Annotated in this window: 20 protein-coding genes and 1 riboswitch; of the genes, 12 read left to right on the top strand and 8 right to left on the bottom strand. The window is 73.3% G+C overall.

The genetic code is table 11. From position 1 onward, the window contains the following. Positions 1-84 precede the first annotated feature (84 nt). The 4 genes from AB0D48_RS21055 to AB0D48_RS21040 all read left to right on the top strand — a co-directional run bounded on the left by AB0D48_RS21055 (position 85) and on the right by AB0D48_RS21040 (position 6,099). Entirely contained in the window at positions 85-1,014 is a 930-nt protein-coding gene (locus tag AB0D48_RS21055) for an N-acetylmuramoyl-L-alanine amidase (RefSeq protein ID WP_362398790.1), read from the top strand. A gap of 150 nt (positions 1,015-1,164) precedes the next feature. Then, on the top strand, positions 1,165-1,992 hold the full coding sequence (locus tag AB0D48_RS21050; protein WP_362398787.1) for a hypothetical protein: 828 nt from the start codon (positions 1,165-1,167) through the stop codon (positions 1,990-1,992). A gap of 164 nt (positions 1,993-2,156) precedes the next feature. After that, positions 2,157-3,167 (top strand): LLM class F420-dependent oxidoreductase, encoded by a 1,011-nt coding sequence (locus AB0D48_RS21045; RefSeq protein WP_362398785.1) that lies wholly within the window; start codon positions 2,157-2,159, stop codon positions 3,165-3,167. A 187-nt stretch (positions 3,168-3,354) separates the two neighbouring features. Then, on the top strand, positions 3,355-6,099 hold the full coding sequence (locus AB0D48_RS21040) for a PKD domain-containing protein (protein WP_362398782.1): 2,745 nt from the start codon (positions 3,355-3,357) through the stop codon (positions 6,097-6,099). A 95-nt stretch (positions 6,100-6,194) separates the two neighbouring features. Here AB0D48_RS21040 and AB0D48_RS21035 read toward each other — a convergent pair whose 3' ends face one another. Both AB0D48_RS21035 and AB0D48_RS21030 read right to left on the bottom strand, forming a co-directional pair. Continuing rightward, complete coding sequence (locus tag AB0D48_RS21035; RefSeq protein ID WP_362398779.1) at positions 6,195-6,599, bottom strand: hypothetical protein; 405 nt, start codon at positions 6,597-6,599, stop codon at positions 6,195-6,197. 38 nt (positions 6,600-6,637) lie between these two features. After that, positions 6,638-7,279, bottom strand: coding sequence for a hypothetical protein (locus AB0D48_RS21030; protein WP_362398776.1), 642 nt, complete (start codon positions 7,277-7,279; stop codon positions 6,638-6,640). Positions 7,280-7,391: 112 nt separating this feature from the next. Between AB0D48_RS21030 and AB0D48_RS21025 the strand changes: the two genes are divergently transcribed. Beyond that, on the top strand, positions 7,392-7,694 hold the full coding sequence (locus AB0D48_RS21025; protein ID WP_362398773.1) for a hypothetical protein: 303 nt from the start codon (positions 7,392-7,394) through the stop codon (positions 7,692-7,694). A gap of 57 nt (positions 7,695-7,751) precedes the next feature. On the opposite strand, the gene AB0D48_RS21020 is transcribed toward AB0D48_RS21025, so the two are convergent. From AB0D48_RS21020 to AB0D48_RS21010, 3 genes are all read right to left on the bottom strand, one after another. Continuing rightward, positions 7,752-8,840, bottom strand: coding sequence for a prenyltransferase (locus tag AB0D48_RS21020; RefSeq protein WP_362398770.1), 1,089 nt, complete (start codon positions 8,838-8,840; stop codon positions 7,752-7,754). Beyond that, positions 8,837-9,571 (bottom strand): class I SAM-dependent methyltransferase, encoded by a 735-nt coding sequence (locus AB0D48_RS21015; protein ID WP_362398767.1) that lies wholly within the window; start codon positions 9,569-9,571, stop codon positions 8,837-8,839. The genes AB0D48_RS21020 and AB0D48_RS21015 overlap by 4 nt, the downstream gene beginning before the upstream one ends. A gap of 67 nt (positions 9,572-9,638) precedes the next feature. Beyond that, positions 9,639-10,955: a glycosyltransferase family 4 protein gene (locus AB0D48_RS21010; RefSeq protein WP_362398764.1), complete on the bottom strand. Its 1,317-nt coding sequence runs from the start codon at positions 10,953-10,955 to the stop codon at positions 9,639-9,641. A 205-nt stretch (positions 10,956-11,160) separates the two neighbouring features. On the opposite strand from AB0D48_RS21010, the gene AB0D48_RS21005 reads away from it, so the two are divergent. Beyond that, a complete protein-coding gene (locus AB0D48_RS21005) occupies positions 11,161-11,784 on the top strand; it encodes a TetR family transcriptional regulator (protein WP_362398762.1) in 624 nt (207 codons plus the stop codon). Positions 11,785-11,825: 41 nt separating this feature from the next. Here the strand turns inward: AB0D48_RS21005 and AB0D48_RS21000 are convergent, their stop codons facing one another. The 3 genes from AB0D48_RS21000 to AB0D48_RS20990 all read right to left on the bottom strand — a co-directional run bounded on the left by AB0D48_RS21000 (position 11,826) and on the right by AB0D48_RS20990 (position 14,960). Then, the gene (locus AB0D48_RS21000; protein ID WP_362398759.1) at positions 11,826-13,001 is read right to left on the bottom strand and encodes an acyltransferase; all 1,176 of its coding nucleotides are present in this window, start codon (positions 12,999-13,001) and stop codon (positions 11,826-11,828) included. Positions 13,002-13,263: 262 nt separating this feature from the next. Then, complete coding sequence (locus AB0D48_RS20995) at positions 13,264-13,497, bottom strand: ferredoxin (RefSeq protein ID WP_328925458.1); 234 nt, start codon at positions 13,495-13,497, stop codon at positions 13,264-13,266. Further along, the gene (locus AB0D48_RS20990) at positions 13,497-14,960 is read right to left on the bottom strand and encodes an aldehyde dehydrogenase (protein ID WP_362398754.1); all 1,464 of its coding nucleotides are present in this window, start codon (positions 14,958-14,960) and stop codon (positions 13,497-13,499) included. Before AB0D48_RS20990 ends, AB0D48_RS20995 begins: the two co-directional genes overlap by 1 nt. Before the next feature lie 238 nt (positions 14,961-15,198). On the opposite strand from AB0D48_RS20990, the gene AB0D48_RS20985 reads away from it, so the two are divergent. From AB0D48_RS20985 to AB0D48_RS20960, 6 genes are all read left to right on the top strand, one after another. Beyond that, positions 15,199-16,260: an MBL fold metallo-hydrolase gene (locus AB0D48_RS20985; protein WP_362398751.1), complete on the top strand. Its 1,062-nt coding sequence runs from the start codon at positions 15,199-15,201 to the stop codon at positions 16,258-16,260. 69 nt (positions 16,261-16,329) lie between these two features. Beyond that, a riboswitch (cobalamin riboswitch) is annotated at positions 16,330-16,459 on the top strand. Positions 16,460-16,571: 112 nt separating this feature from the next. Beyond that, entirely contained in the window at positions 16,572-17,837 is a 1,266-nt protein-coding gene (locus tag AB0D48_RS20980; protein WP_362398748.1) for a prenyltransferase/squalene oxidase repeat-containing protein, read from the top strand. Then, positions 17,837-18,493 (top strand): SCO2322 family protein, encoded by a 657-nt coding sequence (locus AB0D48_RS20975; RefSeq protein WP_362398745.1) that lies wholly within the window; start codon positions 17,837-17,839, stop codon positions 18,491-18,493. The genes AB0D48_RS20980 and AB0D48_RS20975 overlap by 1 nt, the downstream gene beginning before the upstream one ends. Before the next feature lie 452 nt (positions 18,494-18,945). After that, complete coding sequence (locus AB0D48_RS20970; RefSeq protein ID WP_362398952.1) at positions 18,946-20,115, top strand: energy-coupling factor transporter transmembrane component T; 1,170 nt, start codon at positions 18,946-18,948, stop codon at positions 20,113-20,115. After that, entirely contained in the window at positions 20,112-21,962 is a 1,851-nt protein-coding gene (locus tag AB0D48_RS20965; protein ID WP_362398742.1) for an ATP-binding cassette domain-containing protein, read from the top strand. The genes AB0D48_RS20970 and AB0D48_RS20965 overlap by 4 nt, the downstream gene beginning before the upstream one ends. 68 nt (positions 21,963-22,030) lie before the next feature. Next, a complete protein-coding gene (locus tag AB0D48_RS20960) occupies positions 22,031-22,918 on the top strand; it encodes an ECF transporter S component (RefSeq protein ID WP_362398949.1) in 888 nt (295 codons plus the stop codon). Positions 22,919-22,935 lie beyond the last annotated feature (17 nt).

Below are 22,935 nucleotides of genomic sequence, written 5' to 3'. Positions count from 1 at the left end.
TCCCCGCATAAAGGACAATCGCACCGCGCCCCCGGATGGCCCACGGTCCGTACGGCGGCCCGGGGGGCGGTCTAGCATCGCCGCGTGCGCAACGACGACAGCCCCCTACGCCCCGAGCCCGGCCCCCCGGCGGGCCCGGCCCGGCCCTGGTTCGCGCGCCGCTCCACCCTCGTGGTCGCGGCCGCCGCACTCGCCCCCATCTTCCTCGGCGGCTGGGTCCTGACCCAGATCCTGGCCGGGGCGGGCGGCGACGACTCGCGCCCGCCGCGGGTCGTGCTGCCGAAGGGCTCCTCCGCCCCCGCCCCCGCCTCCCCGTCCCCGGCGGCGCCCGCCAAGGGCCCGCTCTCCGGCCGGACCGTCGTCATCGACCCCGGTCACAACACCGGCAACTTCGACCACACCAACGAGATCGAGCGGCAGGTCGACATCGGCACCAACCGCAAGGAGTGCGACACCACCGGGACCACGACGAACGCCGGCTACATGGAGGCCGAGTTCACGATGGACGTGTCCCTGCGGGCCCGCAGGCTCCTGGAGGCGCAGGGCGTGAAGGTCATCCTCACGCACGAGGTCGGGGGCCGCGCCTGGGGTCCCTGCATCGACGAGCGGGCCCGGATCGGCAACCAGGCGAAGGCGGACGCCGTCGTCTCGGTCCACGCGGACGGCGTCTCGGCCGGCAACCGCGGCTACCACATCATCCTCCCCGCGGACGTGCGGGGCGGCGCCGCCGACACCGGGCCCATCGTCGGGCTCTCCCGGCAGCTCGGCGAGCGGATCGCCTCGAACTTCGCCCGGACCACCGGTTCCGCCCCCGCCAACTACCTCGGCAGCGGTACCGGTTTGGTCGTCCGCGACGATCTCGGCGGACTGAACCTCTCAACCCGGCCCAAGGTGTTCATCGAATGCGGCAACATGCGTGACGCCAAGGACGCGGCGCAGCTGACGAGTCCGGAGTGGCGGCAGAAGGCGGCGCAGGGCATCGCGGACGGCATCGTGGGGTTCCTCGGCGGGTAGTCCCACCGGAGGTCCCGCCGGGACTGCTCGCAGCCCCGATCCTCTCGGCCGCGCGAGACCTCCGTACCATGGTGCCGCCCGCCCGCTCCCAGGCAAGCTCTGCGACCGCGGTACCACGAGACGACCGAGACCGAGAAGGACACCTAAGACGTGAACATCCGCTCCCTCACTCGAGGCGACGGCGTGGTGATCGGAGCAGCGGCGCTGCTGTTCATCGCCTCGTTCCTCGATTTCTACTCCACCACGCTGGGCGATCTGCCGAGCGCGTGGGACACCGACGCCTACCGGCTGGTTCTCCCCAGCGTCTTCCTGCTCGGCTTCATCGCCGCCGGTCTGCTGATCGCGGGCCGCTTCCAGCCCGAGACCCGTAAGGTCCTCGGCCTGCCGCTGGCCGCGTGGGGCACCGTGCTCGCCGTGTCGGCCGCCTGGTCCGCGCTGTGGGCCCTGATCACCTGCCCGAGCACGTTCGACCTCGGCGCCGGCGCCATCCTCGCCTTCCTCGCCACCCTGGCCCTGGCCGGCGTTGCCGTGGCGGGCGCGAAGATCCCGGCGCTGGCCGGCCAGCTGATGCCGGAGCCGAAGCCCGCCGCCGTCCCGCCGTACGGGGGCCAGCCCCAGCCGGGCGCCGGGTACGGCTACCCGGGCGGCCAGCAGCAGCCGTACGGCTCCACCCCACAGCCGGTCCCGCCGTACGGCGGCACGCCGACCCCGGCCCCGGCCCCGGCCCCGCAGGACAACGCCCAGCACACCCCGGCTCCGGCGCCCGCCCCGGCGGGCGACTTCACGCCGTTCTGGTTCGCCGTTCCGGTGGCCCGCCCCCTCTTCGCCGAGGACGGCTCCCCCACCCCGATCGCCGAACTCGCCCCGGGCACCTGGTACCTGGCCGTCGAGCAGCGTGACGCCGCCACCCTGATCGCCCAGACCCAGGACGGCCGCCGCGGCGTCCTGAACGACACCTCGGGCATCCAGCGCGGCTGAGTTCGGCCCCGCCGGCGATTGAGGCGCGGGGTCCGGGGGCGGAGCCCGCAACGGCGCCGCACACACCGCCCCACAGCAACGGCCCCCCGCCCTTCCGGGCGGGGGGCCGTTGCCTTACAGTCACCTGACGCACCGTCAGTTCCGGCATCGCGGAGGGACCGTCCATGCGCCTCGGACTCGCACTCGGCTACTGGGGCCGCGGCCCCGACCCGCACCACCTCGCCCTCGCCACCGAGGCGGAGGACCTCGGCTACGACTCGGTGTGGACGGCCGAGGCCTGGGGCTCGGACGCCTTCACCCCGCTCACCTGGATCGCCGCGCACACCTCCCGGATCCGCCTCGGCACGGCCATCGCACAGATGGCCGCGCGCACCCCCACCGCCACCGCCATGCACGCCCTCACCCTGGACCACCTCTCCGGCGGCCGGATGATGCTGGGCCTGGGCATGTCCGGACCGCAGGTGGTCGAAGGCTGGTACGGGCGCCCCTTCCCCGCGAGCCCGCTCACCGCGACCCGCGAGTACGTCGACGTCATCCGGCAAGTGCTGCGCCGCGAGGGCCCGGTCGCGCTGGAGGGCCGCTTCCACCAGCACCCGTACCGGGGCGAGGACGGCACCGGCATCGGCAAGCCGCTGAAACCCATCACCCATCCGCTGCGCGCGGACCTGCCGGTCCTGCTGGGCGCGGAGGGGCCGAAGAACATCGCCCAGACGACGCGGATCGCGGACGGCTGGCTCCCCCTGTACTGGTCGCCGGCCCGCACCGACGTCTACCAGGCCTCGCTGGCCGGCCTCCCCGAGGGGTTCATGATCGCGCCGATGGCCCGTGCCAAGGTCTGCGACGACGTCGCCGAGGGGCTACTTCCGGTCAAGGCGATGCTCGGCTTCTACATCGGCGGCATGGGCCACGCGGCCCGCAACTTCCACGCCGACCTGATGGCCCGGATGGGGTACGAGGAGGAGGCCCGCCGCATCCAGGAGCTGTTCCTCGCCGGACGCAGGGAGGAGGCGGTCCTCGCCGTCCCGGACGCGTTCGCCGACGAGATTTCGCTGGTGGGACCGCGGGAGCGGATCGCGGAGCGGCTGGAACTGTGGCGCAAGGGCCCGGTCACCGACCTGCTCGTGACGGCCCCGGACCCGCACACCCTGCGCGTCCTGGCGGAGCTCAACGCCTAAGGGCTCCGATGCTCCGATGTGTTCAATCGGAGGTGACAGCGACTGTCCGAAAGCGGATGATGAGCGTTGCCGTTGCGGGCTTCGCGTGCGCCCGACTGCCGCCGGGGGGGGAACTGGCCGCACACAGGTCGCGAAGCGCCGCACCCGTGGCGACCCACGCCGTCTTCTGCTCGAAGGAACACTCCTGTTGCGTCATCGTCATGCGACGGGCCTGCTGACCGCGGGTCTCGTCTCCCTTCTCGGCCTGCCCGCCACTGCGGCCGCCGCCGAAACTCCGACCGCCCTCTACGTGAACCATGCGGACGGTGCCAACTGCACCGACGGCGGACCCGGTTCGCAGACCGCCCCCTTCTGCACGATCTCGGCGGCGGCCAAGGTCGTACAGCCGGGCCAGAGCGTTCGGATCAAGCCAGGCACGCGTTATGACGAGGCCGTCACCGTCGACCGCTCCGGGGAGCCGGGCAAGCCGATCACCTTCCTCGCCGACGCGGCGGACGCCTCCACCAAGGTGGATCTGGGCGGCAAGGGACTGACCGTCAGCGGCGCCGCCCACGTGGTCCTCCGCGGGCTGCGTGCCAACGGCGGGGTCCAGGTCAGCCGTTCCACCGACGTGGCACTGGACGGCATCGACAGCTCGCCCAGCAGCCTCGACGCACTCGTGGTCGGCGACGGAAGCACGGACGTGCGGGTCAGCCGGAGCCGCCTGAAGGGTGTCCGGATCGCGGGCGGTTCCCAGGGCACCGTGCTCAGCAACAACGCCATCGTCGGCCTGCGCGGGCCGGCAGTCTCCGTGACGGACGCCCCCGGCACTGTCATCACGAACAACACGGTCGACGGCTACTGCGCGACGACCTTCTCGGTCAGTGGCTCCTCGTCCGGCTCCGGGCTGTTCAACAACCTGCTCTACACCAGGTACAACGGCCTCTGCCAGCCGGTCGAACCGCGCAGCGGCATCACGGTGTCCGAGAGCGCGGCTGCGGGCACCCGCGCCGACTACAACCTGATCGCCGGCCTGGACGGGCTGACGGCCTACCAGTGGGCCGGCACCAGCTACCAGGCCCCGGCGGCGTTCGCCGCCGCCACCGGCCAGGGCGCGCACGACATCCTGGCCCCGTCGCCGCAGGGCGTCGGCGCCGTGGACGGCTCCCCCACCATCGACTCCGGCGACCCGACGGCGCCGGGGGTGCTGCCCACCGACCTGTCCGGGTACCCGACCATGGACAACCCGCGTGTGCCCAACACCGGCAAGGACGGCGGGTACATCGACCGCGGCGCCCGCGAGACCCAGGACGAGCTGAGCAACGCCCTGCTGGAGCTCGACCAGGCCTGGGCGCCGGCCGGGACCACGGTGAAGGCGACGGCCTCCGCGCACAGCCGCTGGGGCAGTGCGCTCACCTACCACTTCGACTTCGGCGACGGGACGGCCCCGGTCGTCACCACGGAGCGCACCGCCGAGCACGTCTACACCTCGCCGTGTGCGTGCGTCGTCAAGGCGACCGCGGTCAACGGCGCAGCGAAGGTCTCCGCCGAGCAGACGGCCGAGGTGACCACGCCCGGCCCGCTGACCACGGGCTTCACCGCCACGCACGTCCTGCCGAGCGCGGAGGACCCGCGGGCGCTCGTCCTGCCGCTGTCCGTCGAGGTCGACCCCCGGGCGGCCACCGTGGCACCGTGGCCGGTCCAGCGGATCGACGTGGACTTCGGTGACGGCGCGAAGGAGAGCCGCGACGGGCTGAACACCGTCCGGCACGCCTACAAGGTCCCCGGCACGTACAAGGTGACGACGACCGTCCAGGACACCAAGGGCGCCACGTCCTCGGCCGAGCGGACCGTGCAGGTCGCCTACACCCCGGCCGGCTACGTCGCCCTCACACCGTTCCGCGTACTGGACACCCGCACCACCAACACGCCCGTCCAGGGCGGCGCCGCCACCCCGGTCACCCTGCCGATCGTCTTCACCGGCTCGGGCCCGAACCACACGGCCGGCGCGTCCGCGGCGGTCCTGAACGTGACGGTCACCGGGGCCACCGAGGACACCCATCTCAGCGTCTGGCCCGCGGGTCAGCCCCGCCCGGTCACCTCGAACGTCAACGTCAAGGCGGGCGGCACCTCCTCCAACACCGTCACCGTGCCCATCGGCGCCGACGGCAAGGTCTCCGCGCAGCTCAACTCCGGCGAGGCCGCGCTCATCGTCGACTTCGTCGGCTACTACCAGCCGAACACCGGGCAGCGCTTCTCGCCGCTCGCCCCGGCCCGCCTCGTCGACACCCGCACCACGGGCGGCGCGCTGCGAGGTGGCCAAGCCCGCACGGTGAAGGTCGCCGGTGTGGGCGGCATCCCCGCCGACGCCACGGCCGTCGCCCTCAACCTCACCGGCACCGGCGCGACCGAGCAGGCGCACGTCATCGCCTACCCGGACCCGGACCCGACCCGTCGGCCCACCACCTCGAACCTGAACGTGGAACCCGGCAAGGACAAGTCCAACCAGGCCATCGTCCCCGTCGGACCGAACGGCACCATCACCCTCTACACCAACACCGGCTCCACCCATCTGATCCTGGACGCGGTCGGCTACTACGCCAAGGACGGCAAGGCCCTCTTCACGCCCGTCGTCCCCCAGCGCCTCGCCGACACCCGCACCACCGGCAAGCTCGCCCCCGGCGCGACCACCACCGTCGCCGGGATCCCGGCGAACGCACTCGGCGCGGCCCAGAACGTGACCGCCACCGACACCACCGGGCCCGGCTTCCTCACGGTCTACGGACACGGCGGCACGCGGCCCGAGGCCAGCAGCCTCAACACCCGCCCCGGCGAGACCGTGCCCAATCACGTCACCACCCCGGTGGCCGACGGCCGCGTCAGCATCTCCAACAGCTACGGCGGCAGCACCCACGTGATCACCGACCTGTTCGGCTACTTCACCCAGGGCTGACCGGCTGATCCACCCGCAGAGCACCGGAGCCCCGGCCACCGCGACACGCGGCGACCGGGGCTCCCGGCTGTGAACGGGGTGTCGGGAGCCCCGTCTCAGGCGTCCCGCGGATCCTCCCCGGGGGCCTGTGCGATGGCCGCCAGCAGCTCGCGCAGGTCCAGCGCCATGACGGCGATCTCGATGCTCCCGCCGCCCGCGTAGGCGCAGGTGACGATCCGCGAGCCGGGGTTGATGGACATGCCTTCCCTCATGGAGGGGGGCCGTACCCCGGTGGCACGGGCGCCGGGCAGCGGCACGGGCTCACCGCGTTGCGGGACCCAGCGGGCCGCGCCGCCGTCGGCGTACACCCGGCCCGGCCGCCAGCGGCCCTCGCCGACGGGCCTGCGGGCCATGCCGGGGATCCCGGGCACGGGGCCGGCGGCCGTCCGCGCGAGGTGCTTGCGCCGCAGGAGCCAGCCGGCTCCGGCGGCGGCGAGGACGGCCGCCACGATCTCGATCACGGGACCATTGAAACAGCCGCGGGGTCCCGGGTCGTGACCTACTGGCCCAGCTGGGAGACGCTCGGGACCTTGTCCTTCACCTCGGCACCCGCGCTCTTGCCCGCCTCCTTGACGCCGTTGATGACGTCGTCGAAGGAGCTGATGTCGGCGTCACCGGCATCGCCCTTGCGGAGCTTGCCGGCGAGGCCCTTGAGGGAGTCGATGCCCGCCGTCAGCGGGGCGAGCGCCTTCGACAGCAGCGGGTCGCCCTTGGCGTTGTCGGCGGCCGCCTTCAGCCGGTTGTACGCGAAGGCACCCGCGAGGCCGGCCTTGATGAGCGCGAACGTGCGGCCCTTCGCGCCCTTCTTGAACTTGCCGGCACGGTACGGCTTGATGATCCACTGGTACGTCGCCCCGGCCGCGAGGCCCGCGTTGGCGACGAAGCGCGTCTTGGCGAACTTCTGCTTCTCGGCGGAGGTGCTGGGCGAGGGCGTCGGGGCGGCAAGCTCGTCGGCTTCGACAGCGGCCGGCTCGGCGGCCGCGAGGGCGGCCAGCTCGCCCATGGAGGCGGCCGAGAGCTCCTCCTGCCGGCCCCTGTCGCCACCGCCGTCGCCGCAGGCGGTGGCGCCGGCCAGCAGCGCGGTGGACAGGACCACCGCGGTCAGGGCACGGCGGATTCGGACGGTCGTGGGTACGGACACGGTTTCCTCCGGGGAGTGAGGTGTCTCCCGCAGCCTCGCCCGGGCCGTGGGGCTGCGCCACTTGGGGGGCCCGTTCGGGTTTGCGGCGCGCCCGCGCGGCAACACGGGTGACATGCGCACACAAACCCGAGTACACGCCCGAGGAAGCAATCAGGCAGGCCGGGCCGTCGCACTGGTGGCGGACGTGCTCGCCTTCGTGATCGTCCTGTGGATCCTGCTGTACCTGCTGGACGCCAACCGCGGCAACGAGCTGGTGGAGTTCGTCCACGACACCGCCAGCTGGCTGGCCGGCTGGTCCTACGACCTGTTCACCTTCAGCCGCGAATGGATCCAGGTCGTCATCGGCTACGGCCTGGCCGCCGTGGTCTACGTTCTCGTCGGACACGCCGTCGCCGGCTGGCTGTACCGGCGCTGACGTCCGACGAAGGCGCCTCCCCCCACCGCACGGTGGAGGGAGGCCCTTGTCCACACCTCAACGGCAGCAGTCGGGCTCCAGCCCGGCCGGGAGCGAGGTCCCGCCGAACACCTCGGTGGTGGCCTCGTCGCCGCCGAGCGCCGCGACGGCGAGCAGCAGCGACCCGGCGGTCCAGGTGGTCTGCTCGACCGGCCACACCGCCTTGTCCTGGAACACGTACCCCGTCCAGTACATGCCGTTGTCGGCGCGCAGGTGCGTGATCGAACGCAGGATCTCCAGCGCCCGGTCCGACTCGCCCGTCGCCCACAGCGCGAGCGCCAGTTCGCAGGACTCGCCGCCCGTTACCCACGGGTTCGGCAGGACGCAGCGCACGCCCAGGTCCGCGACGACGAACTCGTCCCAGCGTTCCTCTATGCGCGCCTTGGCCTCGGGACCGGTCAGGGCCCCGCCGAGGACCGGGTAGTACCAGTCCATCGAGTAGTGGTTCTTGTCGAGGAACCGCTCGGGGTGGCGGCGTATCGCATGGCGCAGGGCGCCCGCCGCGAGCTCCCAGTCGGGCTGCGGCTCCTCGCGGTGCTCGGCGATGGCCAGCGCGCAGCGCAGGGCCTGGTGGATGGAGGAGGAGCCGGTCAGCAGGGCGTCCGTGACGGGCGTGCCGTCGGCCTCCCGCTTCCAGCCGATCTCGCCACCGGGCTGCTGGAGCGAGAGCACGCACTCCACGGCCGCGTAGACGGCGGGCCACATCCGGTCGAGGAACGCGTCGTCGCCCGTGGACAGGTAGTGGTGCCAGACGCCGACGGCTATGTACGCCGTGAAGTTGCTCTCCCGGCTCGCGTCCTGCGGCTCGGCGGTGTCCACCCCGTCCGGCCTGTCGGCGTAGGCCGCGTACCAGGAGCCGTCCTGGTTCTGGTGGGCGGCGAGCCACTCGTACGCCTTCTCGGCGGCTTCGTGCGCGCCGGCCGCGTCCAGCGCCATCGCGGCCTCGGTGTGGTCCCACGGGTCGAGGTGGTGCCCGCGGAACCACGGGATGGCCCCGTCCGCCCGCTGCGCGGCGAGGATGCCGGCGACGGTTTCGGCGGCCTGTTCGGCGGTCAGTACGCCGTCCAGGACGAGGTGTTCGGGTGAGGTGCGCCCGGGCGAGGTCACTGTGCGGCGCCGACGGGGAGGTGCGGCTTGGTCGCGTACGCCACGAAGCTCTTGCCGATGACCGGGTTGAGGGCCTGCTCCGCGAGGCGGGTGAGCGCGGGCTTCTTCATGATGTCCCAGACCAGGAGCTTGTGGTACGCCTTGACGGGCAGCGCCTTGTCGTTGTCGACGCCGAAGGCGCACTTGAGCCACCAGTACGGAGAGTGCAGTCCGTGCGCGTGGTGCGTGCCGTACGGCTTGAGGCCCGCGGCCTCCATCTTGCCGAGCAGTTCGTCCGCCTTGTAGATGCGGATGTGGCCGCCCTCGACCTCGTGGTAGGCGTCGGAGAGCGCCCAGCAGATCTTCTCGGGGCCGTAGCGCGGCACGGTGATGGCGATGCGTCCGCCGGGCTTGAGCACGCGGACCATCTCGGCGAGGACGCCCTTGTCGTCGGGGATGTGCTCCATCACCTCGGAGATGATGACGACGTCGAAGGACTCGTCGGGGAAGGGCAGTGCGAGCGCGTCGCCCTCCATGGCGGTGGCGGTGGCGCCGGCCGGGGCCTCGCCCGCCTCCTTCATCGCGGCGAACCACTTGGCGACCTCGCGGATCTCCTCGCCGTTGCGGTCGACGGCGACCACCTGGGCGCCTCTCCGGTAGCACTCGAAGGCGTGCCGGCCTGCGCCGCAGCCCAGATCGAGCACGCGGTCGCCTGCGGCGAGCGGGAACCGGGAGAAATCGACGGTCAGCACGGGGTCCTGCCTTCGCGGTCGCGGGAGTGGAGGGGGAGGGGGTGGTTCTTGAAGGGAACGTGGAAGATCAGCGCGCCCGGCGGGTACGGCCGGCGGCCTGCTCGATGGCGGCCCGGTAGTGCGCGGCGGTGCCCTCGGCGGCCTTGGCCCAGGTGAAGCGGGTCAGGACCCGTTCGCGCCCGGCGGCGCCGAGACGGGCCCGCAGCTGCGGGTCGCCCAGCATCCGGCCCAGCGCGGCGGCCAGCGCGCCCGCGTCGCCCGGGGGCACCGCGAGGCAGGTCTCGCCGTCGGGGCCGGAGACCTCGGGGATCGCGCCGCCGGTCGTGGCGACGAGGGGGGTGCCGGTGGCCATGGCCTCGGCCGCGGGGAGCGAGAAGCCCTCGTAGAGGGAGGGCACGCAGGCGACCTGGGCGCTGCGGACGAGATCGACGAGTTCGGCGTCGGTGATGCCCTTGACGAAGCGGACGGCGTCCTGGAGCCCGTACGCCTCGATGGCGCGGGCGACCGGCCCCTCCTCGGCGCGCTTGCCGACGACGACGAGGTGGGCGTCGGGCTGCTCGGTGCGCAGCTTCGCGAGCGCCTCGACGAGGTGGACGAGCCCCTTGAGCGGGACGTCCGCGCTGGAGGTGGTGACGATGCGGCCCGGGACCTCGGCCACGGACGGGTCCGGGGACCACAGGTCGGTGTCGGCGCCGATGTGCACGACGTGGATGCGGCCGTCCTGGACGCCGAGGTGCTGGGCGATCTCCTGCTTGGAGGAACCGGAGACGGTGAGCACGGAGGGCAGGCGCCGGGCGACGCGGCCCTGCATGCGCGTGAACGCGTACCAACGCCGTACGGAGGCCCGCTTCATGCGGTCCGTGGCGGCGTCGAGGTCGAGCTGCCGGTCGACGGTGATGGGGTGGTGGATCGTGGTCACCAGGGGTGCGCCGAGGTCCGCCAGCAGGCCGTATCCCAGGGTCTGGTTGTCGTGGATGACGTCGAACTCACCGGCGCGGGCGGCGAGATGGCGCCGGGCCCGCAGGGAGAACGTCAGCGGCTCGGGGAAGCCGCCGGTCCACATGGTGGCGACCTCCAGCGCGTCGATCCAGTCCCGGTACTCGTCGCGCTTGGGAGTGCGGAAGGGGTCCGGCTGCCGGTAGAGGTCGAGGCTCGGGAGTTCGGTGAGCGTGGCGCCCGTGTCGAGCACCGGGTAGGGCTGCGCGCCGATGACCTCGACGGAGTGTCCCAGGCGTACGAGCTCGCGCGAGAGGTGGCGGACGTAGACGCCCTGGCCACCGCAGAACGGGTTCCCCTTATAGGTGAGGAGCGCGATGCGCAGCGGGCGGTCGCCGTCGGTGGCGGAACCCGGGAAAGGGCTCGTCACCATGGCCTCAGCGGTCACTCCTGGCCCCCTTCATCCCTGCACTTTCGCCGGAGCGTAACCGCTCGGATAATGTAGAACAAGTTTCAGACTTGATCCGTTGAGACCATTGAATCTACCGGCCGGAAACCACACCGTAAGAGGCGGAGCAGGTGATTCGCGCCACGGCTTCGGCGCCTGACATGCTGGCTCCGGATCAGCCCCGCAACGACTCGGAACGGGACACATGACAGCGGAAGCGAAGGCCGCCCACACCTCGGCGTCCCCTCCCCTGACGGAGCGCCAGGAGGCGCGCCGCCGCCGGATCCTGCACGCCAGCGCCCAGTTGGCGAGCCGGGGCGGCTTCGACGCCGTCCAGATGCGCGAGGTCGCGGAGTCGTCCAGCGTGGCGCTGGGCACCCTGTACCGCTACTTCCCGTCAAAGGTGCACCTGCTGGTGGCCACCATGCAGGACCAGCTCCAGCACATGCACACCACGCTGCGCAAGCACCCGCCGGCCGGGGACGACCCGGCGGCGCGGGTCGCGGAGACCCTGATGCGGGCCTTCCGGGCGCTCCAGCGGGAGCCGCACCTGGCGGACGCGATGGTGCGGGCGCTGACCTTCGCGGACCGCAGCGTGAGCCCCGAGGTCGACACGGTGTCCCGGCTGACCACGGCGATCATCCTGGACGCGATGGGCCTGGAGGCCCCGCCGACGGCGGAACAGCTCTCGGCGGTCCGGGTCATCGAGCACACCTGGCACTCGGCGCTGATCACCTGGCTGTCGGGCCGCGCCTCGATCGCACAGGTCAAGATCGACATCGAGACGGTCTGCCGCCTGATCGACCTGACGGCCCCGGAAAAGGCCTGAAGCCGCCGCCGGGGCCGGCGCGGGCGCGGCTGACCTGCCGCCTACGCGGCGAGCTTCTGCGGCCGCTCGGCGTGCGGAGCCATCAGGCGGCGTAGCAGCCGGGTGAGCGGCCGCTCCACCAGGCGGTGCAGCAGCCAGGCGATCAGCGCCATCCCCGCGAGCACCCCGAGCAGCGTCGGCCAGGCGCCCCACTGCTCGTTCCACCGCCAGATCACCCGCACGCCCAGCGACTGGTGCACGAGGTAGAGCGGGTACGAGATCGCGCCCGCGACCGGCAGCCAGCGCCACTGGATCCGGTCCAGCTTCCCGAGCGCGATCAGGCCCATCAGCAGGTACATGACGGTGATCGCGGTCAGGCAGACCTTCCAGTTGATGCCGTGCCCCTCACCCTCCATGATCGCCGGGAGCCAGTGCTGCATCAGCAGCCAGGACAGCGCCAGGATGCCCAGGGTCTCGCCCTCGATCCGGCCCGCCCGGCGGATCAGGTAGAAGGCCATGCCGGCGATGAAGAAGGGCGCCCACGCGGGCACCAGGAGCTGGTCCAGCAGCTTGATGCCCGACGCCGGGGCCAGGACCGAGCCCAGCGCCCAGAGCCAGCAGAAGTTCGCGACCCGGCGGTGGCTGGTGCCCAGCAGGACGACCAGCGAGAAGATCAGGTAGAAACGCAGCTCGACCCAGAGCGTCCAGTAGACGTTGTCGATGCCGTTCACGCCGAGGGGTTCCTGCAGCATCGTCAGGTTGGTGAGCATCCGGCCGACGGTGACCCGCTGCTCTCCCGGGGTGTGCGGGCCCAGACGGGCGGCCGCCGAGGCGAGCACGACCGCCGCCCAGTAGAGCGGGAACAGCCGCAGGATCCGGCCCTGCCAGAACTGCTGGAGCGACTTGCCCCAGGCGGACATGCAGATGACGAACCCGCTGATCATGAAGAAGAAGACCACGCCCAGCCAGCCGAACCCGGCGACCCGGTGCAGCGTGGGGAACAGCTCGACCGACGTCCGCTGCCACGGGATCGTCCCGGTGCCGGCCAGGTAGTGGAACAGGACCACCGCCAGCGCCGCGAGCAGCCGCAGGCCGTCCAGCACCGCTATTCGCGGCGCCCGCACGGACCCGCCACCCCTCAACACCACCCTCCGGCGACGGGCGGGGTCGGGAGCTTCCTGCGGCGCCTCGGCAGGCGCCGGGACGCGCTCCACGGCAAGGACGGACCTGTCGGACATGACACCTCTGGAATTTCCTGCGGTGTCGCGACACCGGTACGTTTCGTGGGGATGGAACCCCGTGATCGTAGCGATGCTGTGTGCATCCACAGGAATCCGGGCTATGCGGCAGGCCGGGTGAAACACGGTCCCCGGCCCGTCCGCTCGTACTGTCCCGCCCCCGCCGCCGCCCACCGGTGGTTCCCCCTGCGGGGCCCGGGCCGGATCGCCCGGCGGCCCCGCAGAAGTGTCACACTCCGCAGTCGCCGGCCCTGAACAGGGGTTACTCCTCCGGCGGGAAGACCGGTTCGCCGGTGGCGGCCAAGGTGATCATGATGGCTTCCACCGGGCAGCCCTCCGCCGCCGTCAGGACCGGCTCGTTCGCGTCCGTTTCCGGGGTGCGCGGGTGCGACTGCCGGGCGGAGTCGAGGGCGAAGCCCTCCGGGGCGTGGTTCACGCACATGCCCGAGCCGATGCAGACCCCCCGGTCCACCTCGACCTGCCAGCGGTCGCCCATCAGGCACCCGCCTCATAGCCCGCCGGCAGGTGGATCATCTTGTGCTCCAGGTACTCGCTCAGGCCCTCCGGCCCGAACTCCCGGCCCACGCCGCTGTTCTTGTAGCCGCCGAACGGGCCGAGCATGTCCAGGCTGAAGGTGTTCACGTTGAAGGTGCCCGTCCGGACCCGGCGCGCGAAGTCGACACCGTGCTCGACGTCGGCCGTCCAGACGCTGCCGCTCAGGCCGAACTCGGAGTCGTTGGCCACCCGTACCGCCTCCGCCTCGTCCCCGTACGGGATCAGGCAGACGACCGGGCCGAAGATTTCCTCGCGGGCGATCCGCATGGAGTTGTCCACCTCGCCGAAGAGGGTGGGCTCCACGTACCAGCCCCGCTCCAGGCCCGCCGGGCGGCCGCCGCCCGACAGGACCTTCGCGCCCTCCTCCTGGCCGATGCGGATGTAGTCCAGCGACCGCTGCTGCTGCCGCTGGGCGACGAGAGGGCCGAGCTGGGTCGCGGGGTCCAGCGGGTCGCCGACCACCAGGGCCCCGGCCGCGGCCGCGAGGGCCTCGGCCACCTCCTCGTACCGGCTGCGCGGCGCGAGCACGCGGGTCTGGGCCACGCACGCCTGGCCGTTGTTCATCCAGGCCGCGGGCACGATCCCGGCGACGGTGGTGTCCAGATCGGCGTCCGGCAGGATCACGGCGGCCGACTTGCCGCCGAGTTCGAGGGTGACGCGGGTCAGGTTGCGCGCCGCGACCTCCATCACGCGCTTGCCGGCGGCGACCGAGCCGGTGAAGGCGACCTTGTCGATGCCGGGGTGGCCGACCAGGTACTCGCTGACCTCCCGGTCGGCGGGCAGGATCGACAGCACTCCCTCCGGCACCCCGGCCTCGCGCGCGATGTCGGCGAGGATGTACGAGTCGAGCGGGGACTCCGGGGACGGCTTGAGGATCACCGTCGAGCCGGTGAGCAGCGCGGGCGCGAGCTTGGCGGCGGCCACGAACTGCGGCACGTTCCACGGGATGACGGCCGCGACGACCCCGACCGGTTCGCGGCGCACCAGGATCGGGCCGAGGACGCCCTGACGGTGCTCCTCGTACGGATAGGCGCGCGCGACGGTGATCGCGGCGTCATAGACCATCATCGGGCCGAGCGCCTGGGCGAGCACGCTCCAGGAGTACGGGGATCCGTTCTGGGAGCTGATCGAACGGGCGATCTCCTCGTGCCGGACGGCTATGGCGTCCTTGATCCGGGAGACGACGGCGACGCGTTCGTCGAGCGACATCCGCGGCCAGGGCCCCTCGTCGAACGCCTTGCGCGCGGCGGCGACCGCCCGGTCGACGTCTGCCTTCGAGGCGTGCGGCACGGAGCCGATGACCTGCTCGGTGTGGGGGGAGACGACCTGGATCGTGTCGCTGCCCAGCGGATCCGTCCACTCCCCGCCGATGAACAGTTGTCCGTGTTCCACGAGCTCGGTCATGGCTGATGCCTCCTGCGGCTTGGCGTTCCAGAACTGATACCAGTTCTAGTTAGAGGAGTCCACGGCCAGGGCGGAACGGCCCGGAAGATCGAACGACTAGTCAGAAAGCGCTGGAGGTGGTCGACTTGGGCTACTACTGAAACAAGTTCTCGTTCGGCTTCCCGTGCGGAACCACGCTCGGTTCGGTTCGGTTCGGTTCGGTTTGGCTCGTCGGCTCGGCTCAGGGACTGGGGGTCTCATGTCAGAGGACACACCACAGGACACGTCACAGGTGACCGACCACGGCGGAGGAGTGTGGGCGATCAAGGTCCCCATCCCTGACAACCCCCTCGGGCACACCCTCGTCCACGTCCTCGACACCGACCGCGGCCCGGTCCTCGTCGACACCGGCTGGGACGACCCCGAATCCTGGGACGCCCTCGTCGCCGGCCTCGCCGCGCTCGGCATCGCCCTCGCCGACGTCCACGGCGTCGTCATCACCCACCATCACCCCGACCACCACGGCCTGTCCGGCCAGGTCCGCGCCGTGTCCGGTGCCTGGATCGCCATGCACGCCGCCGACACCGAGGTCGTCGTACGGACCCGGTCCGCCGAGCCGGGCGTCTGGTTCGACTACATGAGCGAGAAGCTCGCGGCCGCCGGAGCCCCCGAGGAGCACATCGCCCCGCTGCGCGCCGCCCGCGCGGGCGGCCGCATGCGGACGCTGCCCGGCCTGCACGCCGCCGTCCCCGACCGGGAGATCGTCCCCGCCGAGCTGCTCCCCCTCGCCGGACGCCGGCTGCGCGCGATCTGGACTCCCGGGCACACCCCCGGGCACGTCTGCCTGCACCTGGAGGAACAGCACCCGGCGAACCTCCCCGGCAACGGCCGCCTCTTCTCCGGCGACCACCTGCTGCCCGGTATCTCCCCCCACATCGGCCTGTACGAGACCCCGGAGGACACCCGCGTCACCGACCCCCTCGGGGACTACCTCGACTCCCTCGAACGCATCGGACGCCTGGGCCCGGCCGAGGTGCTCCCGGCCCACCAGCACGCCTTCACCGACGCCCCCGCCCGCGTTCGGGAACTCCTCGAGCACCACGAGGAACGGCTCACCGGGCTGTGGGCGCTGCTCGCCGAGCCACTGACCCCGTGGGCGCTGGCGGAGCGGATGGAGTGGAACCGGCCCTGGGAGCAGATCCCGTACGGCTCCCGCAACATCGCCGTCTCCGAGGCGGAGGCCCACCTGCGGCGGCTGGTGAAGCAGGGCCGCGCGGAGGTGGTCCCGGGCACCGACCCGGTGACCTACCGGGCGCTGTAACGGGTACGGCGTCGCGGCCGGAGCGGGCTCGGGGCGGGCAGCGCCCCCGGGCGCGCGGGTTACGGGCCGGTAGAGTGAATCCGTCGTCCACACCTCTGTACGGGGGGAAGCCGGTGCGAATCCGGCGCTGACCCGCAACCGTGACCCGCCCTCGGCACCGCCGCGGCGGGGAGCCGGAATGCCCCGTACCGGAAGTGCGCGGCTCGTGCCGCCGGGCCCCCGGCGGCCGGCACCGTCGAGGTAAACGGAGCCGGAGCCCGGTGCCTGAGCGTGCCTGCCTCCAGCTCCCCAGCACGAGAGGCATCCGCCCCATGAACGTCCGCCGCAGCGCCGCCGCGCTCGCCGCCTCCGCCGTGCTCTGCGTGGGCGCCGCCCCCGCAGCCCTCGCCGACACCGCCCCGCCCGCCTCGCCCTCCGCGCCGCCGGTCATCCCCTCCGGGCTCTACGGCAAGAAGGACCCGATGTACGACGGCGTGTGGCGGCAGTCGTTCGCGCTGCTCGCACTGCACACGGTGGGCGTCAAGCCCGCCGGGCAGGCCGTGGACTGGCTGACCGGCCAGCAGTGCCCGAACGGCTCCTTCCCCTCCTTCCGCGCGGACACCGCCAAGGCGTGCGACGCCTCGACGTACATCGACTCCAACGCCACCGCGGCCGCCGTGCAGGCGCTGGCCGCGCTCGGCGGCCACGACGAGACGGTGAAGAAGGCCGTCGGGTGGCTGAAGTCCGTACAGAACGAGGACGGCGGCTGGAGCAGCAACCCCGGCGGCGCCATGGACAGCGGTACGGACGCGAACTCGACCGGCATCGTGATCAGCGCCCTGGCGGCGGCCGGTGAGAAGCCGGCCGAGGTCAAGTCGAAGGCGGGGAAGTCGCCCTACGAGGCGCTGCTCACCTTCCAGCTGGGCTGCTCCGCCGAGCCTGCCGCCGACCGGGGCGCCTTCGCGTTCCAGCCGGTCGACGGCAAGCTGCTCGCCAACGCCGACGCCACGGCCGCCGCGGCGCTGGCCGGACTCGGCACGGGCGCGGCCGTTCCGCCCGCCACCACGGACACCCCCGCGACGGCGCTCGCCTGCCCGGCCGGTTCCGCCGACCCGGTGGCCGCCGCCCAGGGCGCGGCCGGCTACCTGGCCGAGGCCCTCGAGAAGGACGGCCACCTCACGGCCTCGACCCCGGGCTCGGACCAGCCGACCCCGGACACCGGCAACACCGCCGACGCGGTGATCGCCCTGGCCGCGGCCGGGCACAAGCAGTCGGCGGCGGGTGCGCTGGAGTGGCTCAAGGCCAACTCGGCGCAGTGGTCGAAGGACAACCCTGCGGCCCTCGGCACGCTGATCCTGGCCGCGCACGCGACGGGCACCGACCCGAAGTCCTTCGGCGGCACCGACCTGGTGTCGGCGCTGAACGCGACGGGCCCGGCCCCGCAGGGCACGGACACCTCCGCGACCACGGTGGACAGTGACGAGGACAAGCCCTCGGGCGGCCAGAGCATCTGGTGGATCATCGGTGCGGGCGGCGCGGCCGGCGTGGGCATCGGCATCCTGCTGAGCGGGCGCCGCAAGAAGAAGAACCAGCTCTGATGCCCCGCCGCCTCCTTCCGCTGGCTCTCGGCCTCACCCTCGTTCTGCTGGCCGCCGCACCGGCCCTGGCATCGAGCTACCGCTACTGGTCGTTCTGGGACGGCGCGGGCGGCCGGTGGGCGTACGCCTCCACGGGCCCCTCGACGGCCCGTCCGGCGGACGGCTCGGTGCAGGGCTTCCGCTTCGCGGTGAGCAAGGACGCGGCGGCCGAGGCGGCGCTGCCGCGGGCGGCGGCGGACTTCTCGGCGATCTGCGGGGCGACCCCGGCGGCCGAGGGCAGGAAGCGGGTGGCGCTGGTCATCGACTTCGGCGTCCCGGCGGACGCCCCGGCGGGCGACGCCCCGCCGCAGCCGGAGCCGCGCACGGCCTGCGCCCAGGTGGCCCCGGAGGCCACGACGGCCGAGGCCCTGGCGTCGGTCGCGAAGCCGCTGCGCTACAACAGCGCGGCGCTTCTGTGCGCGATCTCGGGCTACCCGGGCCAGGGCTGCGGCGAGCCGCTGGCCGACGCCCCGGCCGCCCCGGCGGCCCCGGCGGCCCCGGCGGCAACCCCGGAGCAGGAGGGCGGCGGCCCGTCGGCGGGCCTCCTGGCCGGCATCGCAGCAGTGGCCACCCTGGCCGCAGCCGCCCTGTGGCAGTCCCGCCGCCGCACACGATGACACCCGCCGAGGCCGTCCCTCCGAACCGTCCCGAGGCCGACGGCGCCGCCGGACCGTGCAACGGCCGGACACCCGCCGACAGCACCCAGCCCACCTCGGAGCCCGGGGTGCCCGGGCCACACACCGGCGGGGCGGACGCCGACAGCACCCAGCGCACCCCGGAGCCCGGGGTGCCCGGGCCACACACCGGCGGGGCGGACGCCGACAGCGCCCCGCTCACCACGCAGCCCGGGGCGGCCGGGCCGCGCACCGACGGGACGGACGCCGACGGCACCCAACACCCCCCGGAGCCCACGGCAGCCGAACCGCGCACCGGCGGGGCGGACGCCGACGACGCGCAGGCACCCACCGGGGCCACCCGCACCCGGGCTGCGGTCCGGACGGGTGGTGCGGGTGGGTATCCCGCCCGGCCGGAGGCCGGGCGCGGGCCCACCGGAGCCGCACCCGGCGACGTGACCCCGGCCCGGCGGAGCCCGCCCTCGGCGCCGGATCCCGGGCACGGGTCCTCGTACGACCGCCGAAGGCGCTGGAGCGCACCCCGCGCCGACAGGGCCACGGCCCTGCACGCGGGAGCCTGGTGGCTCTGGGCCCTCGGTCTCGCCACCGCCGCGTCGCGCACGACGAACCCCCTCCTCCTCGGCCTGATCGTCGGCGTGGCCGGCTACGTGGTCGCGGCCCGCCGGACCGCCGCCCCCTGGGCCCGTTCCTACGGGGCTTTCCTCAAGCTCGGACTCGTCGTCATCGGCCTGCGCCTCCTCTTCTCCATGCTCCTCGGCTCCCCCGTGCCCGGCTCGCACGTCCTCTTCGTCCTCCCGGAGTTCCCGCTCCCCGCCTGGGTCCAGGGCATCCGCTTCGGCGGCAAGGTCACCGCCGAACAGCTGGTCTTCGCCTTCTACGACGGCGCCAAGCTGGCCACCCTGCTCGTGTGCGTGGGGGCCGCGAACGCACTCGCCAACCCGGCCAGGCTCCTGAAGTCCCTCCCGGCCGCCCTCTACGAGGCGGGGGTCGCCGTCGTCGTCGCCATGACCTTCGCGCCGAACATGGTCGCCGACGTCGTCCGCCTGCGGACCGCCCGCCGTCTGCGCGGCCGCCCCACCGGCGGGGTGAAGGCCATCCTCCAGATCGGCCTCCCCGTCCTGGAGGGCGCCCTCGAACGGTCCGTCGCCACGGCCGCGTCGATGGACGCGCGCGGGTACGGGCGCACCGCGCAGGTCCCGCCCGCCGTCCGGCACACCACCAACGTCCTCACCCTCGGCGGCCTGCTCGGCATGTGCGCGGGCACGTACGGGCTGCTCGCCGCGCAGGGAGCCGCGTACGGCCTGCCCGTCCTCCTCATCGGCCTGGTCCTGGCCATGGCGGGGCTGCACCTCGGCGGGCGCCGGTCGGTGCGGACCCGCTACCGGCCCGACCGCTGGGGGGCGCGTGCATGGCTGGTCGCCGGGTCGGGTGCGGCTGTCGCCGCCGTCCTCATATATACGGGCACGCGCGATCCCGGGGCGCTGGCGCCGGGCGTGGTCCCCCTGGTCTCGCCCTCGCTGCCGCTCTGGCCGGCGGCGGCGATCCTGATCGGTCTGCTGCCCGCCTTCGTGGCACCCGTACCGCCCAAGGAGGCGTCCCAGTGATCCGCTTCGAGCAGGTCTCGGTCACGTACGAGGGCGCGGCCGGCCCGTCGCTCCAGGGCGTCGACCTGGTGATCCCCGAGGGCGAGCTGACGTTGCTGGTCGGGCCGTCGGGCGTCGGCAAGTCCACGCTGCTGGGCGCGGTCTCCGGGCTGGTGCCGCACTTCACCGGGGGCACGCTCCGGGGCCGGGTGACGGTCGCGGGCCGCGACACCCGCACGCACAAGCCTCGGGAGCTCGCGGACGTGGTGGGTACGGTCGGTCAGGACCCACTGGCGCACTTCGTGACGGACGTGGTCGAGGACGAGCTGGCCTACGGCATGGAGTCCCTCGGGCTGGCCCCCGCCGTGATGCGCCGCCGTGTCGAGGAGACCCTGGACCTCCTCGGCCTGAACGAACTGCGCGACCGCCCCATCGCGACGCTGTCCGGCGGGCAGCAGCAGCGGGTCGCGATCGGCTCGGTCCTGACCCCGCACCCGAAGGTCCTGGTCCTGGACGAACCCACGTCGGCCCTCGACCCGGCGGCGGCGGAGGAGGTCCTGGCGGTCCTCCAGCGCCTGGTCCACGACCTCGGCACCACCGTCCTGATGGCGGAGCACCGGCTGGAGCGGGTGGTCCAGTACGCCGACCAGGTGCTGCTCCTGCCCTCCCCGGGCGCGGCCCCGCTCCTCGGTACCCCGGCCGAGATCATGGCCGTCTCCCCGGTCCACCCTCCGGTGGTCTCCCTGGGCCGCCTCGCGGGCTGGTCCCCGCTCCCCTTGTCCATCCGCGACGCCCGCCGCCAGGCCGCCCCCCTCAGGTCCCGCCTGCCGGCCACACCCCCACCGGCCCCGGCCGCGTCCCCGACCCCGACCCCGACCCCGGATCCGGCTCCGGCCTCGGCCACCCCGCCAGGCGGCCGGGGCCGGCCGATTCAAGCCCCGCCGGCGTTTGAGGCGCGGGGGTCTGGGGGCGGAGCCCACAGCAGCGCAGCCCCCGGGCTGCTCACGCGCCTGCTCCGCCGGAGCAAGCCTGGCCCCGGCCGGCCGCCCGCCGCGCTCCGCCATGCGCCGGCCCACGCCGAGCCCACCCCGGCGGCAGCCGAAAGGGTCGCCGAGGCCCGCAACCTCGGGCTGCGCCGCGGCCGCGCCGAAGTACTCCGCGGAATCGACCTGGCCGTGTCGCGCGGCGAAACCGTCGCCCTCATGGGCCGCAACGGCGCCGGCAAGTCCACCCTGCTCTCCACCCTCGTCGGCACCCTCGCCCCCACCACCGGCCAGGTGACCGTCGGCGGCCGGACCCCGCACCGCACGGCCCCCGCCGAGATGGTCCGCCGCGTCGGCCTCGTCCCGCAGGAGCCCCGCGACCTCCTTTACGCCGACACGGTGGCCGCCGAGTGCGCGGCCGCCGACTCCGATGCCGGCGCGGCCCCCGGTACCTGCCGGGACCTGGTGTCCGCCCTGCTCCCGGATGTCCCCGACGACACCCATCCCCGCGATCTGTCCGAGGGCCAGCGCCTGGCCCTGGCCCTGGCGCTGGTCCTCACCGGCCGGCCCGCCCTGCTGCTCCTCGACGAGCCCACCCGCGGCCTGGACTACGCCGCCAAGGTCCGCCTGATCGAGATCCTCCGCGCCCTCGCCGCGCGCGGCCACGCCATCGTCCTGGCCACGCACGACGTGGAACTCGCCGCCGAGCTGGCCCACCGCGTGGTGATCCTGGCCGGCGGGGAGATCGTCGCCGACGGCCCGACCGCCGAGGTCGTCGTCTCCTCCCCGGCCTTCGCACCGCAGGTGGCGAAGATCCTCGCGCCCGCACACTGGCTCACGGTGAGCCAGGTAGCCGAAGCCCTGACCCGGGCGGACACCCCGTGACCCGCCCGGCGACGGGCCCCGTGACCCGCCCGGCGACCGGCAAGGTGCCCCGCCCCCCGGCCCGGCCGGTGCCCCGCCCCGCGACCCGCCCCGTCCGGATCGGCCCCCGAGCCGCCGCCGCCCTGGTCCTCGTCACCCTCATCGGCGTCGCGGCCTTCGGCTGGCCGCTCCTCGCCGACCGGCAGTCCGGCCTCGCCCACTCCCAGGACGCCCCCTGGCTGTTCGCCGCGCTCCTTCCCCTCCTCGTCGCCGTCGTCGTCGCGACCGTCGCCGACAACGGCATGGACGCCAAGGCGGTGGCGATGCTCGGCGTGCTCGCCGCCGTCGGGGCGGCGCTCAGACCGCTGGGCGCGGGCACGGCCGGCCTGGAGCCCATGTTCTTCCTGATGGTGCTCAGCGGCCGCGTCCTCGGTCCCGGCTTCGGCTTCGTGCTCGGCTCGGTGACGATGTTCGCGTCCGCCCTGCTCACCGGCGGGGTCGGGCCGTGGATGCCGTTCCAGATGCTGGCCATGGGCTGGTTTTCGCTGGGCGCCGGGCTGCTGCCCGGCCCGGAGCGGATCCGGGGCCGGGCGGAGCTGCTGATGCTGGCGGCGTACGGCTTCGCGGGTTCGTTCGCGTACGGCACGGTCATGAACCTGCAGGGCTGGGTGATCCTGCAGGGCATGGGGCAGGGCGTCTCGTTCCACCCGGGTGAGCCGGTGGCGGCGAACCTGGCGCGCTTCGCCGCGTACTGCCTGGCGACCTCGGTGGGCTGGGACCTGGGCCGGGCCGTGCTGACCGTCGTACTGACGCTCACGCTGGGCGCCGCTCTGCTCAAGGCGCTGCGCCGGGCGACTAGGAAAGCCGCCTTCGATGCGCCCGTCACCTTCGATTCGGGGGCGGGAAGTGGCCCGGACCACACCCCTAAAGGGGTACGAATGGCTACGAAACGTGAGATACGGGGCCTTCAGCGGTGACTCGGCCCATAGGACCC

Origin of the sequence: Streptomyces sp. NPDC048269 (genome assembly GCF_040652395.1) — a bacterium.
Classification (GTDB): domain Bacteria; phylum Actinomycetota; class Actinomycetes; order Streptomycetales; family Streptomycetaceae; genus Streptomyces.
The sequence above is the reverse complement of the archived record's forward strand: the minus strand, read 5'-3'. Positions and strand labels throughout refer to the sequence as shown.

What these genes read in the sequence shown, in the direction of transcription:
- AB0D48_RS21025 (WP_362398773.1), top strand. Translation starts at nt 7,392, where the DNA reads ATGCGCACACAAACCCGAGTACACGCCCGAGGAAGCAATCAGGCAGGC.
- AB0D48_RS20980 (WP_362398748.1), top strand. Translation starts at nt 16,572, where the DNA reads ATGAACGTCCGCCGCAGCGCCGCCGCGCTCGCCGCCTCCGCCGTGCTC.
- AB0D48_RS21000 (WP_362398759.1), bottom strand. Translation starts at nt 13,001, where the DNA reads ATGTCCGACAGGTCCGTCCTTGCCGTGGAGCGCGTCCCGGCGCCTGCC.
- AB0D48_RS21005 (WP_362398762.1), top strand. Translation starts at nt 11,161, where the DNA reads ATGACAGCGGAAGCGAAGGCCGCCCACACCTCGGCGTCCCCTCCCCTG.
- AB0D48_RS20990 (WP_362398754.1), bottom strand. Translation starts at nt 14,960, where the DNA reads ATGACCGAGCTCGTGGAACACGGACAACTGTTCATCGGCGGGGAGTGG.
- AB0D48_RS20995 (WP_328925458.1), bottom strand. Translation starts at nt 13,497, where the DNA reads ATGGGCGACCGCTGGCAGGTCGAGGTGGACCGGGGGGTCTGCATCGGC.
- AB0D48_RS21045 (WP_362398785.1), top strand. Translation starts at nt 2,157, where the DNA reads ATGCGCCTCGGACTCGCACTCGGCTACTGGGGCCGCGGCCCCGACCCG.
- AB0D48_RS20975 (WP_362398745.1), top strand. Translation starts at nt 17,837, where the DNA reads ATGCCCCGCCGCCTCCTTCCGCTGGCTCTCGGCCTCACCCTCGTTCTG.
- AB0D48_RS20985 (WP_362398751.1), top strand. Translation starts at nt 15,199, where the DNA reads ATGTCAGAGGACACACCACAGGACACGTCACAGGTGACCGACCACGGC.